At 61.3% G+C, this 17,826-nt stretch carries 11 protein-coding genes; 9 read left to right on the top strand and 2 right to left on the bottom strand.

Annotation, left to right across the window (positions count from 1 at the left end):
- Positions 1 to 113 precede the first annotated feature (113 nt).
- Entirely contained in the window at positions 114 to 1,661 is a 1,548-nt protein-coding gene (gene tssC, locus AC1ECK_RS06465; RefSeq protein ID WP_480317070.1) for a type VI secretion system contractile sheath large subunit, read from the bottom strand.
- A gap of 27 nt (positions 1,662 to 1,688) precedes the next feature.
- Complete coding sequence (gene tssB, locus AC1ECK_RS06460; RefSeq protein WP_480317068.1) at positions 1,689 to 2,198, bottom strand: type VI secretion system contractile sheath small subunit; 510 nt, start codon at positions 2,196 to 2,198, stop codon at positions 1,689 to 1,691.
- A gap of 285 nt (positions 2,199 to 2,483) precedes the next feature.
- Between tssB and AC1ECK_RS06455 the strand changes: the two genes are divergently transcribed.
- The 9 genes from AC1ECK_RS06455 (at position 2,484) to tssG (ending at position 17,803) form a co-directional block, all read left to right on the top strand.
- Positions 2,484 to 4,817, top strand: coding sequence for a type VI secretion system Vgr family protein (locus AC1ECK_RS06455; protein WP_480317066.1), 2,334 nt, complete (start codon positions 2,484 to 2,486; stop codon positions 4,815 to 4,817).
- A gap of 3 nt (positions 4,818 to 4,820) precedes the next feature.
- Positions 4,821 to 7,232: a hypothetical protein gene (locus tag AC1ECK_RS06450; protein WP_480317064.1), complete on the top strand. Its 2,412-nt coding sequence runs from the start codon at positions 4,821 to 4,823 to the stop codon at positions 7,230 to 7,232.
- Entirely contained in the window at positions 7,229 to 7,873 is a 645-nt protein-coding gene (locus AC1ECK_RS06445) for a hypothetical protein (protein ID WP_480317062.1), read from the top strand. The genes AC1ECK_RS06450 and AC1ECK_RS06445 overlap by 4 nt, the downstream gene beginning before the upstream one ends.
- Before the next feature lie 14 nt (positions 7,874 to 7,887).
- A complete protein-coding gene (locus tag AC1ECK_RS06440; protein WP_480317060.1) occupies positions 7,888 to 8,148 on the top strand; it encodes a PAAR domain-containing protein in 261 nt (86 codons plus the stop codon).
- A 107-nt stretch (positions 8,149 to 8,255) separates the two neighbouring features.
- The gene (locus tag AC1ECK_RS06435; RefSeq protein ID WP_480317058.1) at positions 8,256 to 9,449 is read left to right on the top strand and encodes a hypothetical protein; all 1,194 of its coding nucleotides are present in this window, start codon (positions 8,256 to 8,258) and stop codon (positions 9,447 to 9,449) included.
- Complete coding sequence (locus AC1ECK_RS06430; protein WP_480317056.1) at positions 9,430 to 13,266, top strand: ImcF-related family protein; 3,837 nt, start codon at positions 9,430 to 9,432, stop codon at positions 13,264 to 13,266. The genes AC1ECK_RS06435 and AC1ECK_RS06430 overlap by 20 nt, the downstream gene beginning before the upstream one ends.
- A gap of 22 nt (positions 13,267 to 13,288) precedes the next feature.
- Positions 13,289 to 14,866 (top strand): type VI secretion system protein TssA, encoded by a 1,578-nt coding sequence (gene tssA, locus AC1ECK_RS06425; protein ID WP_480317054.1) that lies wholly within the window; start codon positions 13,289 to 13,291, stop codon positions 14,864 to 14,866.
- Positions 14,867 to 14,909: 43 nt separating this feature from the next.
- Positions 14,910 to 16,733: a type VI secretion system baseplate subunit TssF gene (gene tssF, locus AC1ECK_RS06420; protein WP_480317052.1), complete on the top strand. Its 1,824-nt coding sequence runs from the start codon at positions 14,910 to 14,912 to the stop codon at positions 16,731 to 16,733.
- Between the two features lie 89 nt (positions 16,734 to 16,822).
- Positions 16,823 to 17,803 carry a type VI secretion system baseplate subunit TssG gene (tssG, locus tag AC1ECK_RS06415; protein WP_480317348.1) on the top strand — a complete coding sequence of 327 codons (981 nt, stop codon included), beginning with the start codon at positions 16,823 to 16,825 and terminating at the stop codon, positions 17,801 to 17,803.
- The last annotated feature ends 23 nt before the right edge of the window (positions 17,804 to 17,826 follow it).

Below are 17,826 nucleotides of genomic sequence, written 5' to 3'. Positions count from 1 at the left end.
GCACGGAGCGATGTGACGCGCATCATCGGCCCGTATGGAATGCGAACCGCGCGATGCCCTGAAGATCATCGCGCGGTGGAACTACTCTGCGTATCAATGAATGGCGTGGCCGCTCAGTTCTTCGCCTTCGGCATCTGCGAGACGAGCGACAGATTGATGTCCATTCCCTCGACCTGGAAGTGCGGCACGACGAAGAGCTTGATGCGGAAGAAGCCCGGGTTGTCCTCAATATCCTCGACGATCACCTTCGCTTCACGCAGCGGGTGCGAGGCCTGGAGGTCATCGCCCGGATCGGTCATCTCGGTCACGAGCGACTTGACCCATGTGTTCAGTTCGAGTTCGAGCAGACGCCGGTCCTTCGTCGTGCCGATGTTCTCGCGCTGGATCAACTTCAGGTAGTGCGCGATTCGCGAGAGCAGGAAGATGTACGGCAGACGCGCATTGACGCGGCTGTTCGCGGTGGCTTCCTTCGTCTCGTACAGGGTGGGTTTCTGTGCCGAGTGCGCGGAGAAGAAACAGGCGAAGTCGTGGTTCTTGTAGTACGACAGCGGGATGAAGCCGAGGTTGGCGAATTCGAACTCGCGCGTTTCCGGAATCAGCACTTCACTCGGAATCTTTGCCTGGTTGCCGGTGCCGAGGTCGTACAGGTGGATCGGCAGGTCTTCGACCAGGCCGCCTGCCTGCGGGCCACGGATCTGCACGCACCAGCCGTTCTTGATAAAGCTTTTGACCATATTCGCTGCAAACGCGAACGAGGCATTCGCCCACAGGTAGCGCGTGTGGTCTGGACCCTTGACGTCTTCCTTGTAATTGAACGCGCGTACCGGTGTCGTCTCCGGACCATACGGCAGACGTGCAAGGAAGCGTGGCAGCGTGAGGCCGATATAGCGGGAATCGTCCGACTCGCGGAAGCTCTTCCACTTCAGGTATTCCGCGCGATCGAAGTAATTGCCGATGTCGCGGATGCTTGCGACTTCTTCCATCGACTCCTTGCCGAAGAACTGCGGCGAGACTGAAGCGATGAACGGCATGTGCGCAGCGGCAGATACCTTCGAGATGTTGCGCAACAGGGCGATATCCTGCGGGCCGCGGTCGAACTCGTAATTCGAGATGATCGAGCCGATCGGCTGACCACCCGGTGTGTCGTATTCCTGGATGTACGTGTGCAGGTACAGGCCGCTCTGGATCACTTCCGGCGTATCCTCGAAGTCCTGTCGCAGCGCTTCCTTCGATACGTCGAGCACTTCGATCCTGACGTTTTTGCGAAAGTCGGTGCGATCAACGAGGAACTTCAGTCCACGCCATGCCGACTCGATCTGCTGGAATGTCTCGTTGTGCATGATCGCATCAAGCTGCTGGCTGATCTGCTGGTCGAGATGTTCGATATGAAAATCAAGAAGGCTCTTGTCCAGGCGATCGACCTGCTGCGACGCGTTCTGGATCATCTTGAGGAATACACTCATTCCCTGCGCGACGCGTTCATCCAGCGACGATTCCGATAGCGTGTCTGCGCTCTGGAACGATTCGAACGGGCGGGTTGCCGTGACCGGCGTCAGGTTGATTTTTTCGCAGAGGGATTCATAGACGCTCTTGCCCGGTGCGTCCAGCACAACCGTATCTGCTGCCGCCGATTCATGGTGGTGAGTTTCGTTTTTAGCCATGGTGCGTAATTCCTTGATTATCGGCGGTTATTGGGCGGACTGCGGTGTAGACTCGCCGATCTTCTGCAGATCGGTGCGCAGACGCTCGGACAGCGCCGGATCTTTAAGGATTTTTTCGAGTTCGCGGCGAAACGTCGCGTTATCCAGAAGGTTGGATTTCAGATCGCGCAGCAGATTGCGGGCGGCCATCAGCGCGCGCAATTCGGGGACCTTGCTTGCCACTACGTCCGGCTTGAAATCGTCCATCGAACTGAATTCAAGATTGACCGGCAATTCCGTACCGTCGCCTGCCATCGTGTTCTCGACCGCGATTTTTGCCGTGGGCCGGAATTCCCCGAGCACGGCGTTAAAGTTGTTCTTGTTGATGTCCACCTTGGTGCGCTCGGCGAGCGCACGCGTGTCCTGACCATTGCTATAGTCGCCCATCACCAGCAGCTTGAGTGGCAGCTCAACCTTCTTCTGGGCGCCGCCCGTGTGCAGGTCCAGCTTTAAATTGATGCGCGCCTTGGGCACTTCATTCTGGAAGCTCTCACTCATCTTCAAATCCCTTTATCAATTTAGTGGCCTTGGAAATTAGTTCTTTTAATTACGAGATAACGATAAGTACAACCAATATCAGGGTGAGATAAATAGCACGTATCAACAGGATTTGTGAATGGGAAAAATCTGAATTTTTGTCAAAAATTGATGGACGATGAAAATTTGTATGAATAAGGCACAACATGGCTTCACAGCAACACGAAAAGCGTTTACTTTCGCTGTCCAAACGACTGTTTTGGGTGAAGTGAATTGTCGATGAAGTGATTCGAAGCAGCGCAATGAATGGGTGGAACAATGGCCGACCTGCTTGAAAAAGCCGCAACATATGTGAAGGATCTGAAGGCGCTGACCGGACGGCAGTCGTATTTTCTCGATGTGCCGGGCACCGCGAACGCCAGGGATCTGTCGGTCGTGTCGTTCACGGCGGTTGAGCGCATGGGCGAGCCATACCGGATCACGATCGAGCTCACGCATCCGGACAAGCTCTCACGTTCGGACTATCTGGGGCGCGACGCCGCCTTTACGATCGCTCCGGCAGAGGGCAGCGAACCACGGGTGTTTTCGGGGTGTATTACCGGTTTCTCGAAAACGAAGACAACGAAGGACTTCAGCAGCTACCGGTTTGTCGTCGAGGCGCATATTGCGCGCCTGAACATCACGCGCACGAGCCGCATCTACCAGCATCAGACTGGACCGCAGATCATCGAGTCGATCCTGCGCCGGCACGGGTTCAAGGGACATCAGTTCGTCTTCAGGCTGCGGCGGCAGTATCCCCAGCACAAGTTCCGCTTTCAGTATCAGATTGCCGACTGGCCGTACATTCACGTCCTGATGGAACAGGAAGGGATCTACAGCTATATCGTACCGGGCAAGCACGGTGATATCGTCGTGTTTGCCGACGATATCGACCACTACATTTACCAGCCGGAACTCAAGGTGCTGTATCGCGAGACGGCGGGAATGGAGTCAGGCGTCGAAGCGGTGTTTGCGCTGCAGACGCATGTGAGCACCGTGCCGGAATCGTTTCTGGTCGCCGACTACAACCCCGATCAGGCCTGGGAGCGCTTCAGGGCTGAGGCCAACGTAGCCAGCAAGGACACGACGACCTATGGCCAGCCGTATATCTACGGCACCCATCACCTCGACCAGGACGGGGCGAAGTGGGAGGCACAGTTGCGCCATGAGGCCGCGATTGCCTGGCAGGTCGTGTATGAAGGTGAGAGCAATGTGTTCGACCTGCGGCCCGGGCGAATACTGCAGATGGATGAGGAGTTGCCGGACGCGCCGAATGGGCAGGTTGTGGTCGAGGTCACGCATAGCGGTGCGCGTGATGAGGCCTACCGCAACAGCTATAAGGCGATTCCGTCTGACCGGCGTTTTCGGTTGGAGATCGAGGATGACAGGTGGTCGAAGATTGGTGGCACGCTAAGCGCGCGGGTCACGTCGCCGGGTCAGTACAAGTACGCGTATCTGACGCAGGAGGGCTACTACACGGTCCGCTTCGACTGCGATTTCGATGAGTGGAATCCGGGTGGCGAGAGTGTGCCGCTGCGGCTTGCGAAGCCGTTCGCGGGTGGGCTGCAGACGGGGTTTCACTTTCCGGCGCTTGAGGGAACTGAAGCGGTGCTGGAATTTCGGGATGGCGATCCGGACAAGCCGTATATCGCGGCATTTCACCACCACAGTCAGGCGGTCGACCCGATCACCAATCAGGACCGGTGGATGTCGCGCAACATCATCCAGACGCAAAGCGGCAACCTGTTCTTGATGGAAGACTGGCAGGGTCAGGAATGGGTGCATCTGTCGACCGAGCAGTCAGGCAGGAGCCAGCTGGGCCTAGGTTATCTGGTTGACAAGGCCCGGAAGAAGCGCGGCGAAGGGGTCGAGATCAGCACGCAGGGCTGGGCCACGGTGCGTGGGGCGAACGGCCTGATGCTGTCGGCTGATGGACTGTCGAATCCCGATGCGCCGCACCTTGAAATGCAGGCTGCACTTAGGGAACTGCAGTCGGCCCTGCAGCGTGTTACGGCGCTGGTCGACGCCACCACCCAGACCAGGGCGATGCCGGCTGACAAGACCACCCAGTCTAACCTGGTGGAGGCGCTCGACCAGTTGAAAAGCGCGGGCCTCATCGCCAGCGCGCCGGGCGGTATCGCGCTGGCGACGCCGCGCTCGATCCAGCAGGCCGCCAGTGAGAACGTGATGGTGACGGCGGGCAGGCATGTGGATGTTAGTGCGGTCAAACGCTTCACGCTGGCGGCGGGCGAACTGATTTCGCTGTGCGCGCATAAGCTTGGGCTAAAGATCTTTGCGGCGAAGGGCAAGGTCGAGATTCAGGCGCAGAGCGATGCACTGGACCTCCTGGCGGACAAACAGCTTCGCGTGGCAAGCGCGAGCCAGGACGTGCTGGTGAGCGGGAAAACGAAGGCTGTCATGGCCAGTGGCGGCGCTGCGGTCACGATCGAGAACGGCAGCATCACGTTCTATTGTCCGGGCGATTTCAGGATCAAGGCTGCATCGTTCACGTTCGAAGGACCGGCTAACCTGAATCCGCCTCTGTCCGCACTGCCTAAAAGCAATCTGAAACTCCCGGACCAGTACCCGTCTTCCCACTAAACCATGATTATCAGCCCTCCATTCCTGCCATCTGCCGGTCTGACCTCCAGCGATCCTGCGGAAGCCGATCCGATGATGGCTGCCGTCGAGAGTTTTGAGCTGACTCACCACGGCGTCTATCCGATCGCGTTCGACCGTCGCTGGCACTGCGGAACGCATCTGGCGCCGACCGAGCAGACGGAGCCGGTGCGGACCATCGCAGACGGCGAGGTGATTGCATATCGCGTCTGCAAGAACGCGATCACCGACGGCCAGATTGATCCGGATTCCGGAAACCCCGCACTGAACTCGAACACCGGCTTCGTGCTGCTGAAACACACAACCGACACCGGTGACGGGCGGACGATCACGTTCTATTCGCTGTACATGCATCTGCTGGACATGAACAACCAGCAAAGCATCGCTCACCAGCCCACTGATCCGCCCGCGCAGAGTTCGCCGACCGGGCTACCTGCATGGTTGCTCGATACGGCAGGCGGCAAGGACGGTACCGTGCAGTCCGGCAACGGCAGGAAGGTCTGGCGTAAGGACATGCTGGGTTACTGGGGACGCTGCCATGACATGCCGCATCTGCACTTCGAAATCTTCATGACTGAAGCGGATTTCACTGCGTGGTTCGAGCAGGCAGGACACAAGGTACAGATTGGCGAGAAAAATCCGGTCACGCCCACTTCGAAGGATTACTGGGGGCACAGCTATTTCGTGATTCCGGGGGGCCAGGCGTTCGTCAGCGTGCCGCCGGGACAGCGTGACTCGGCGTATTTCCCGAAGTTAAACGACGGTAAGCTGGAAGCAAACAGCACGCTGTATGTCGAGACGTATTTCCACAAGGGCGACCGCTATACACGGTCATGGATTGACCGGGGTGACGGCAAGATCACTCTGCTCACGACATCGCCGGTGAGGGATCCATACGCAGAATATGAATACAAGCTGTACAAGCGTGCGACGGACCTCTATCCGGCTTGCCCGAGCGACGGCTACGAACTGCTCCGCTTTGGCCGCCTTCTTGGCACAGATCCGTCGCCCCTGTCTGCCGCGGAGTGCAGTACCTGGGTTGCGGTAGCGTTCGATGAGAATGGTACGCTGGGCTACATCGACATCAACCAGGATGCCATCCAGAAGCTGTCGGATGCCGATTTCCCGTTCTTCACCGGTTGGCAGAAGATCGATGATATCGACACGCCGCTGGACGCGGCCGGGCTTTGGCGCTACGACGAACTGAGAAAGCTGGTGAGTGACGCGCCGGCCAGTCAGTCTTCTGCGAACCAGGCCGACCCGCAGTTCAGCCTGAACGATCAACTGACGGGCTACGTGCAGGGCAGCGATGCGGTACGGGCACAACTCAAAGGCTTCGTGTGCCATGCCCTGAGCGAATGGGATCCGGCTAACAACGATCAACGCTACCAGGGGTTGAACGAGCCGGACGGCTTCTTTGGCAGTCGCGCTGATGCGGATCCGGATGGGTATAACAAATTCCTGGGTTTCCTGAAGAAATTCCAGTTTCTGGACCAGACGCCGCTCGGTGGTGGCCAGAAGTTCTGGTTTTTCCATCCTCTTGCATTCATTCGGCATTTCAGAAAGTGCGGGTGGTTAAACGAGGGCGAGCTGATACAAACATTCCCAGTGTTGGCCTTGAGGCCAAGCAAGGGGCATTGGGTTTCGGAACCCGTTTCGATCAACAGAAGCAATCGACCAGTCATTCAAGGCGCATGCGTAGAATTCAATAGATCGCTGCGTAAATTCAGCATCGCTCCCAGTCCATTACGTACGGCGGCATTTATAGCTAATGCACTGGTGGAAACACAGTGGTTTGAGAAAATACATGAAGGGAATGAGGGTGCCTGGTACTACCCTTGGGACGGCCGTGGCTTCTTGCAGCTTACCGGACCAGATAATTACATCAGGTATTGGCGATTCCTAGGGCGTACAGTTCCGAAATCGTTGGAGAAAGAACTGAGCACTTCTGCGTCGAAAGCTCATGCCAAAAAGAAGAATGATGAACTGAAGGATACCAAACATCCGGACCTGACTTCGCAGATGATTCAATGGCGTACTGAGGTGGAGCGCGAACCGTACGATGCGGCGCAAAGCGCTGGCGCCTATTGGGCTTGGACCGGCGCGGCCAAATTCGCCGATCAGAGGCCGATATGGCAGCGTCGCTCCCAGTATGCCAACAACGACAAGGCGACCAATGTGTATTACTGCAGCGACAGTTTCGGTCAGGTAGCCGCTACGGTGAACTTTGGGAGCCCAGTGCGTGACACTCGCACGATCGCCAAGGTCAATGCCATTGTGGCACGCTATCAGGCGTACACCCACGCTTCGGTGACACTAGCCGATTGGCTGGGTTTTCCCAATGCAAATGGACAGTCACAAGTAGTGCCCGACGGATACGAGCGTAGAAAATCATGACGAGCCTTAAGAAACTTGCGGGGATGGTGTTGTACATGGTGGTCGCCGTAGCAAACGCGGCACCGCCTTCAGAAAGAAATGTCACAGTCCACGAAGTGGACTTTGGCGAGTGTCATTTCAAAATGAAAGATCCATACGGTGGGACGCTACAAGCCACGCAGCGTAGCACCCCTGTACTGGCCAACTACAACGCTGAGATCAATCCTACCGCTCGCCATCCCTTCGATACGGAAATTCAATTCAGTTGTCAGAATCCCGTAAATGAAAAAACGTTGTCAGAGTTAGCGGGAATCAAAATGACTGATAACGGATGGGCGCTTGATTCATCGCCCGACAGTATCGGTCCACCTGAAGCCCATACCACCTTTTATTCGTTGCATGGGAAGAATTGGGATGGTGGAGGGGTAACGCAAGACGACATCAACGGCGACGAAGATAGGCGGACCCGCGTGTTCGCATTTTGCATTCCCCATAACAAGCTTGCGGTTTGCGGTGTGGTGCGCGACGTAGCCTATCTAAGTCACGTCAGTGAGTCGGTACTCCCCGAAGTTATTCAGCTTCTAGAAAGCATCGAATTTGTCGATACACCGGCATCGAAGAATACGGATGCAGCGAGCAGCGCAGCGGCTCCGAACCAGTAGAACAGAGAACACCGATGAAATCCCCAATCCGCAAAGGCGACAGACTGGAAAACGGCGGCGAAGTGACAGGTGGTTCGTCGTACATGATGTTCATGGGTCGGCCGCTTGCCCGCCTGGGCGACGAGGCCATCTGTGAGCAGCATGGCAGGACGACCATCGCCGAAGGCAATGAACACTTCCCCGATCAGGACGGCAAACCGGTTGCCATACACCATCACCGTTGCGTGTGCGGCTGCCGGCTGATCTCGTCACTACTGAACGTCAACATCGCCTGATGCCGGTCGACTTATCTCGTGCGGGACTGCCCAGCGCCTATCCGGCGCACGGGCCACGCTTTTTGCCATGGCTTGGCGTCTGGGCCATCTGCTGTGTGCTGGGCGCCGTGCTCGCGCTGCTGCTCTGGCCTCGAGGCGAACCTGCGCGTGGACCGTGGTTCTGGTTCTGCGTCGTGGGCCTGCCCAATGTCGTCTTCGGCATCTTGCTCGGCATTGCGCGTGCCGGATACGAAGCATTCTGGTATAGGGCGCACTACCGGAACATGCACCGGAACAGGTGGCTTGGCGAGCGTGTCCGCATTGCGCAGCGCCCTCTACAGGTTCTCGGCACCGGTTGCTGCTTACCGCTCGGCGACCGGAGTCTTGCTGCGGTGATGGCGGCAGCGAAGCCCCTGCCGAAAATGCAGAGGCCGCGCAACGGTCCGGGGACGGTTCTACATAACCGCTTTGCCGACCATGAACTGCAATTAGCCCGATGGAGAGGAGAAGAGGAAGGCGACCCTGAGCCCGACGATAGCGAAATGCCGGCCTCGGGGCAGGCAAGCGTTTCCCCGGCCGTTCGCATGATGAGCTGGGCACTCGGGCAGCTTGCCCCGAGCCTGCACGCGCTGTCCCGGTACGAAACCATCCACTGGCCTCAGGTTCGGGTGCTGTCCGCGCCCGGTGAAGCTGCGACACGCGAACAGCAGGTGCGCGACGCCTTGCGCATCGCCGGACTGCCGCCGCTGCAATGCCAGGCTGTGCCCGCTTCAGACGGTCTGCTCTTGGCCGACGCGTGGCTTGATGCTCGCGAGCGGCGACCTCTGCTGGTGGTCGCCGCCGCATGGCACGACGTCAGTCCGCCCGCTGGCAGCACTGAAGGCTGCGTTGCGGTGCTGCTTGGTCCCGGCTTCTACAAACTCCCTGAGCCGGTGAAGGTCATCGGCACGCTGCACCGTCCCGTGGCGGGTGACATGGATGGGCTTGAGTACGTGCTTGCGAATGCCCTGATCTGGGGCAATGCCGAAGGGCCCGCCGTCACACGCGCGTGGATCACGGGCCTGAGCGGCGGGCACGACACGACGCTGCTGGCGGCATTGGGCGCAGCCTCGCTGTCCGGTGTCGCGAAACATGAAACGCAAAGCCGTGTGGACCGGATCGTTGGCGACGCGGGCGCGGCGAACCCGTGGCTGTCGGTTGCGGCGGCCATCGAGTCGGGATTGAGCGGTCCCCAACTCATCATGGATCGGGCTCAGGCCGCAATCCTTTATGTGACACCTAACGTTATTCCGGTTCCTGCGCATGACCATTCCACAGAATAATCTCAAGGCGCTTACGCCATCCGATCCTCCACCAGCGGAGCACAGCGGGTTGGCCATCTGGGGTTTGCCGGCGCTCGCAGTCATCCTCGCCGCGCTTGCGCTCATGATCGTGTGGCTCAGGGGCGACCTGGTCGGGGCGCTATCAGTGGAGGCGCGCAAGACCACCGCAATCTGGATTCTCTGCGTGTGCGGTGTGGTGGTGATCGCGCATCTGGTGGCGCTTGGCACCGGCGCCTATTCATTCGCCGGACGTCTCTTCCGACGCGAGACGGGCGACACCACGAAAGCATCCAGACCGCTCACGCGCGATATCCGCCTTCAGTCCTTGTGCGAGGACCTCCGAGCCACGCACGGGTGGTTCTGGCGCTACCGGATGCCTTGGCTAATGGTGAGCGGCAGCGATGAACTGACCGCCGAGGTTGCGCCGGGCCTGAAGCAGGCGGGGGTGATGCAAGTAACCGATGCGATTCTCGTGCACGCGGCCCCGGACGGCATCGACGCGGCGCTGTGGCGCAAACAGGTGAAGCAGTTGCGCCGCAGGCGGCCCGTTGACAGCCTGGTTCAGGTCGAGCGCACCGGTGACGAAGTCCGGCCCGATCCAGAGCGAGCGCGCGCGCTCGCGGGGATCGCGTCCGACCTCGGCTGGGCCGCGCCTCTTACGTTCCTGCACGCGGTACCAGCGACCGGCAGACAGCCCAGGCGGTTCGATGCGGTCGGCGCTTTCATAGAAGGCTCTACCTCCCAGTCAGCGAACTTTGCGGTCGCTGGACTGGAAGACCAGCTCACGACCCTTGAGTATCAGACGGTAGCGGGTGGTGTGCGACTATGCCGTGAGCCGGACCGGATCGTCTGGCTCGCCCAGGTCTCGGCCTACATCGGCGAGCAGCGCGAGCGCATTGTGACTGGCTGGGAAGCGCTGATTGCGTCGAAGTGGCTGCGCGCGCCGCTGGCCGGTGTGATGTTCGCCCCGGTGTTTCTTGGCACTGGCGTGGTCCCTGCGCCGGTCGCAGAAGATGCAACGGCCGCTCAGGAGCAGTCCATCACAGCGGACGGGACCGTCAGGGCGGCAGCGGACACCATCGGAGCGAGCACCGTCATGGCCCTGCGAGTACAGCCGGAGTCGCTGATTCCGACCTGGCAGGAGATCGGCCGCGGCGTGCGCCATCATAGCGGCAGACGCGTCGGTTTCTACTGGCCGAACGCGCTGGCCATGCTGGTGATGGTCGCGGCGATCGGCTGGTGCGTTGCGATGACGTTCTCGTTTATCGGCAACCGGTATCTGGTCCACGACGCGCAGGCGAGCGCCGATGCCGCGCTGGCAGCGGTCCCCGGCACTCCAGCGGCACTGCGCGCGCAACTCGCGCTGCAGCAGCAGATCGAAATGTTCGAGTATCGCCAGCAGCACGGCGCACCGTGGTATCTGCGCGCAGGTCTGAACGGTAACGACGGGATTCTCGACGCGCTATGGCAGCCGTACCAGACAGTGGCCAACCGCAACCTGCAACGCCCGGTCGTGCAGACGCTGCAGGCCGAACTCGCCCAGCTTTCCCAGGTGCGCGCCGATGCGCTGCAAAGCCACGACGCGCAGCGGCACGGCTATAACGCGCTCAAGGCGTACCTGGTGCTGGCCGAACCCCGCCGCACCGATCCGGGGTTTCTGACAGGCCAGATTGTCGCCGCATGGTCCGCACCGACTGCGATGTCGACCGGCGAATGGCTCGATACGTCGGAGCGGCTCGCCGGCTTCTATGCCGATCACCTGAAGGCGCACCCCGAATGGCGCATCAATGCGTCGGAGCCGATCGTGACCGCGGCGCGCAATACGCTCGTCAACCAGATTGGCCTCGCGAATTCCGACGACACGGTTTATCAGAACATCCTTGACGACGCGAAGGGCAAGTACGCGGATGCGTCGCTCACGACGCTGCTCGCCGGCACCGATGCGGGCGGACTGTTTTCGACCACTCAGACTGTGCCGGGCATCTACACCCGCGCGGCATGGGACGGCATGATTGCCGACGCAATCGACAAGGCCGCTAGTGAGACGCATGTGAGCGGCGACTGGGTGCTCTCCGGTGGCCCGGCGCAATCCGTGAGCGCTTCCGTCGTGCAGGGGGCGGTCACGGCCATGGCGGTCATTGACGGGAAGCGGGCTAGCGACGATCTCAAGCAGCGGCTCACGGCGCGCTACTTCGCCGAATACGCGGCCGCATGGCAGGGCATGCTCAACAGTCTCCAGTGGCAACCGGCGGCGAACCTGAACGGGGCAATCGATCGGTTGACTCGCTTGGTGGACGCGCAGACCTCGCCGCTGATCGCACTGATGAAGTCAGTTCAATACCAGGCGCAGGCTGGCCGCCCGTCGCAGGGACTGACCGACACGTTAGTGCGCAAGGCACAGAGCCTGATCGGCAACGATGACAAGACCCAGGCGCCGGCCGTCAACCCGCTCGACAAGCCATTTGGTCCACTGCTCGCGCTGATGGGGGACAGCGGTGCCGGCGCCAGCAACGCAAGCAATGCAGCAAACGCACCCGCGGCGCTTGGCGGCGTGAGCCTCGCGCACTACCTGACGGTGGTAACCACCCTGCGCCTGAAGCTCCAACAAATCAGCGACAGCCCCGACGCCGACGCCCAGGCGAAGCAGGTCGCGCAGTCGCTGTTCCAGGGCAAGGGCTCCGAACTGGCCGACACACAAACCTACGCGCAACTGATTGCCGCCAGTCTTGGCGCGCAATGGGCGGGCATGGGCGACGCACTTTTTGTGCGGCCTGTCATGCAGGCCACGCAGACAGTCCTGCAACCGGCGCAGGCGAGCTTGAACGACGCATGGCGGCAAACCATCGTGGCAACGTGGAACCGCTCGTTCGCCGGACGCTACCCGTTTGCCAATACGGACAACGATGCGTCGTTGCCCGAGCTCGCGCGCTTCCTGCGACCGGAGGGTGGGCTGATCGCGGCGTTCCTGAGCACCCAGCTTGCGGGCGTGCTGGAATTGCAAGGCGACCAGTGGGTACCGGCGGCAACAGGAAGTGGGGCGGTCACGCTCGATCCGGCCTTCCTCAAGGCGTTGAATACGCTCCAGCGCATCGCCGGGCATCTGCTTGCGCAGGGCGAGCCGCAATACCGGTTCGAGTTCAAACCGGTGCCGACGTCTGGCGTAACGGATACGCTACTGACGCTCGACGGCCAGAAGTTGCATTACTACAACCAGCAGGAGGCATGGCGGGCGCTGACGTGGCCATCGAATGACCCGCAGAGCTTTGGCACGCGGCTGCAATGGCAGACGGAGAAGGCCGGTACGAACAAGAGTTTTGAGTTCAGTGGCCGCTGGGGGCTCGTGCGGATGCTGGAGCGCGCGCGGGTTCAGGCGGTCGACGACGCAACGTACCAGTTGACATGGCAGGGCGCTCCGGATACCTCGGCCCTGAAGCTTGCGCAGGCGGTAACGTCGGCCTCGGCGTCGGGCACGTCGAGTGCCGCACGCCTGGCGAAAGCCAGCGGCGATGACGATGAAACCGATGCCAAAGACACCGACAGTCTGGCCACGCACGGACCCCTGACGCCGGCCTCGACGGATCTCACGTATCCGTTGAGCTACATGATGCGCACCGATGTCGGCAAGGGACCGCTGGAACTGCTTGCGCTCAGGGGCTTCGTGCTGCCGGCACGAATCTTCGTGGGCAAGGGGCCAACCGTAGCACCGGCCACGAAAAAGACCGCGCAAACGGACGGTCCTCCGCCGCTTCCGAAGGCGATGCTCGACGCAGCCAGGCACGCCGAAACGCCGCTGCCGGGAGGTCAGAGACCGCTATGAGATCCGCACAGAATTGACCAACATGTTCACAAACCTCCTCAGCGCGTTGTTCGGCGCACGGACGCCATCCGACCTGGCCCGCTCGACACAGAGCCGCTGGGATGACTGGCTGCAGCCCATCAGCGACGCCGCCCCGTGCGGCACGGACCCTGGTTACGACGACGATTTTCTCGCCATCAAGGATGAGGTTGCAAAGCTCTCCGACGTCGACGACACGCTGATCGCCGATACCGCTGAACGCCTGCTTAAACATACCAGCAAGGATGCACGCGTTGCCGCCTTCTACGTCTACGGCCGCATGCGTCGCGATGGTGCGGAAGGCGTCGCATCGGGATTCGAACTGCTGTCCGCGCTCATTGACCGCTTCGGCGAAACCTTGCTGCCGGCCCGCGCCGAGACCCGCAAGGCGGCACTCGAGTGGCTTGCCGGCAGCACCTTTGCGGACCGGCTCGACCGGGTGCAGGGATTGTCCGGTCCGTTGCTCGAACGCACGCTCTCGGCGCTCGCGCTGATCGTCGAGCGCACCGCGTCATGGCCCGACGCCGCGCGTCCAGAACTGGATGCGCTGTTTCGCCGCTTTGAGGGGCGTGTGGAAGCACCGCTGCCGTCCGATAACGCGAACTACGACGCGTCTTCCGGTAGCGCCGCGCTTCGGGCGGTTCTACCGGTAGCAACCGAAGTTTCGTCGACCCACGAACTGCTCGACCGCGCACGCCAGATGGCGCAGTTTCTGCGCGAGCAGCCACAGGGTTATCTGGCGGCGTACCGGCTGATGCGCTGCGTGCGCTGGGATACGCTGACCGAAGTGCCGCCACACGAAGTCAGTGGCAAAACCCGGCTGGTGGCGCCGCGTGCCGAGCTGCGGACGCATCTCAAACGGCTGATATTGCAGAAGCAGTGGCCGGAGTTGCTCGACCGGGTCGAAACCGCCTTTGCCGAAGGTGCGAACCACTTCTGGCTGGACCTCCAGTATTACGCGTTCATCGCACAGGAGCAGGCGGGCGGCGAGTATGCACAGGTGCGCGATCTGGTTGCGACCGATTGCGCGTTGATGCTCGAACGCCTGCCGGGCCTTGATCGCCTCGCGTTCTCGGACGGTTCGCCATTAGCCGACGACGCGACGCTCGAATGGATCGCGCGCTACGCGACGGTACGCGACGTCGAACGGGGTGAGACCGTTGCGCCGGTTTCCGCCCAGTCGGCGAATACCGACTGGGCGGAAACCGAAGCGCAGGCCGCAGATATGGCCGCACAGCAGGGACTCGACGGGGCGCTTGCCTGGTTGCAGCAATTGCCTGCGCAAGACGGCGAACGCGACCGCTTCGTGCGTCAACTGGTGATGGCGCGCGTTGCCGAGCGCGCCGGCCGGTCGGATACGGCGCTGCATCTGCTGTCAACGCTCGATGCTGCCGCGCAGCGCTTCCAGCTCGCAGTGTGGGAGCCGCCGCTGGCATTTGAAACCAAGCATCACCTGCTGCGTCTTCTGAAAACCCGCGCAAACCGCAAGGATTCGGACAAGCCCGCACTTGCCCAACGCATCGAAGCGCTGATGGGCGAGTTGACGGCAATCGATCCGGCGCGTGCGGTTGCGATTGCATGAGCGCTTGCCTCAACGACAATGAGCCCCACCCGAGATTAGACCGATGAGCAGTCCGACCAAAGACAACGAGATCCTCCGCTACTACGATGCAGAAATGCGCTACCTGCGTGAGGCGGGCAAGGAGTTCGCGCAAGCCTTTCCGGATCGCGCGCGCATGCTCAACATCGACCGCATCGGTGAGCGCGATCCGCATGTCGAGCGGCTGTTTGAAGGCTTCGCGTTCCTGATGGGGCGGCTTCGCCACAAACTGGACGATGAACTGCCCGAGCTGACCGAGGGGCTGGTCAGCATGTTGTGGCCGCACTATCTGCGGATGATTCCGTCGCTCTCGATTCTCGAACTGCAGCCGGCCGCCGGCGCGCTGCAGAAGCATGAAACGCTCGCGTCGGGACTTGAGGTGATGTCGGACCCGATTCCACAGGGACTTCCCTCGGGCGTCGGAGATGAGGGTGTTGAATGCATCTACCGGACGACCCAGACGGTCGATCTCTATCCGCTGCGCCTCACCGAAGCAAACACGTACGCCCGCGAGGACGGCCGCTCGGTGATCCGTCTGCGGCTCGAACTGCAGCCGCAGGCGCGGCGCGAGCAACTGGAGGTGCCACGTCTGCGGCTGTACCTGCATGCCGACCGGCCGGTTGCGCTGACCTTGTATGCGGCGCTCACCGCCGAGCCGCTGGCCGTGCAGGTGCGCATTCCCGGCTATCCGGAGGACCGCCCCGGGGCGCCTCAGCCGATGCCGGGCATGCAGATCGAACCGGCCGGATTCGCTGCGGACGAGCGTCTGTGGCCCAAGGCCGATAACGCGTTCGGTGGTTACCAGCTACTGCTCGAGTATTTCACGTTTCCAGAAAAATTCATGTTCGTCGACCTCGTCGGTCTCGACATGCAGGCGATCCCGCAGGCCGCCGGATATTTCGACGTCGAGATTGTGCTCGCGAGGCCGTATCCGGACGACATGCGCTTTTCGGCCGACAACCTCCGCCTGTTCTGCACGCCGATCATCAACCTGTTCGCGCTGGAGGCGGACCCGGTTACGGCTACGCAGTTCGAGACGGAATATCGCGTGCATGCGCTTGAGCAGCATGGCAAACATGTCGACGTGTATTCCGTCGACACCGTACAGGGTTTCGAGTCGGGATCGGGCCAGCGTTTCGAATACGCGCCGTTCGCATCATTCCGTCATCGCGGCGGCATGCTGCGCCACGAAATGCCGGAGCGGTATTTCCATACGCGCATGCGACGCGGCCCGTCCGGCCGGTTTGACACGTGGCTCGTTCTTGGCGGTCATGCCTGGGAACACCAGCATACGCTGCCGAAGGAAACGCTGTCGCTTTCCGTCACGGGAACCAACGGCATGCTGCCGCGCAAGGGGTTGCGCGAGGCGGGCATCACGCGCATGCGCGGCGGCTTCACGAATATCGGCTCCGTGCGCAATCTGACCGCACCGACGCTGCCCGTGTATCCGCCGACCGGCGACCGCTTCCAGTGGCGCGTGCTCTCCCACCTGGCGCCGAACTACCTGTCACTGCTCAATGCGGAGATCCTGCGCGGCAGTCTCTCGCTGTACGACTGGACGGACGGCGAGCTGAACAAACGCCGGATCGATGCGATTACCGACGTACAGCACCGGCTGCTACAGAAGCTGGTCAAGGGTGCGCTGCAGCGCGGCGTCGAGATCGAGGTGACGCTCGACAGCAGCCAGTTCGCGGGCGATGGCGATATGGAACTGTTCGGCGGCATGCTGAACCGCTTCCTCGGGCTGTACGCCACGCTGAACCTGTACACGAAGCTCGTGATCGTGTCGCAACCGAGCGGGCGGCGCATCGAGTGGCCCGACACGAAAGGCGAAGGAGCACCGTTTTGAACGGGCCGCATGGAAACCTCGCGGAACGGGAGTTCGCAAACTACGCGGACCGGTCGCTGCTGCCTGCGTTACTCGTCAACGCAACGCGGATGAATTTCTTTCGCTTCTGCGAACTGATCGAGCTCGCGGCGCCTGATCGGCCCCCGATCGGCAGCGCCGATTCACCTGCGAGCGAGCCAGTGCGCTTTCGCTCGCGGGCACGCGTGGGCTTTCCGAACCGCGAGATCGACGCGGTCGAATACCACCTGGACAACCCGGCGATGCCGCCGGCGGTACGCACGACGTTTCTTGGACTCTATGGCGTCGATGCGCGCATGCCGTCGTATTTCGTCGACGAGGTTGCGCAGAACCACGAGGGTGCCGAACCGATGTCGGCTTTCCTCGATCTGTTCCATCACCGGGTCGTCACCCAGTATTACCGCGTGTGGCGCAAGTACCGCTATCCGGCGGGCTTCCGCAGCGGCGGCACCGACGATATCTCGCGTTACCTGCTCAGTTTCGCCGGGCTGGGCATTGGCAATCCGGAAACCGGGGAGGCGGTCGGCACGCGAAAACTGCTGTCGATGCTGGGGCTCGCCGGCCAGAAGACGCGGACGGCCGAAGGGCTCGCGGGGGTGCTGCAGCACGCAGTACCGGATGCCCGGATCATCGTCGAGGAGTTCTATCCGGTATGGATCGAGGTCGTTGGCTACGAGCCTGCCGCACTAGGCGAAAGCTGTCTGCTCGGTCGCGGCTTTTACGATCGTGGCAATTCGGTGCGGGTCGTTATTACCCCGCAGACGCGTGAATCGGTGCTCGGCCTGATGCCGGGGCAGGCGAATCACCGCGAAGTGATGGCGCTGCTGCGGTTCTATCTCGGCTACGAGGCGCAGGCGCATCTGGAGATGCATGTGCGCCCGGAACTGATGCCCGCGCAGGTGCTGAACTCCGATCAGGTCAGCCTGGGCTACACAACCCTGTTGCCGCAGCCGCGCGCAGCCGGTCGGGGGGACGTGGTCACGCGGGTGCAACTGGGCGTCTGGACGGGCAGCAGTGACCGGCGAGCGGCTCAACACCATTCAGCGCATTGACGCGGTCGTCGACTCGACGATTC

It is taken from the genome of Paraburkholderia sp. SSBN10T (genome assembly GCF_056619545.1).
This window is presented reverse-complemented; position numbering and strand designations above follow the sequence as displayed.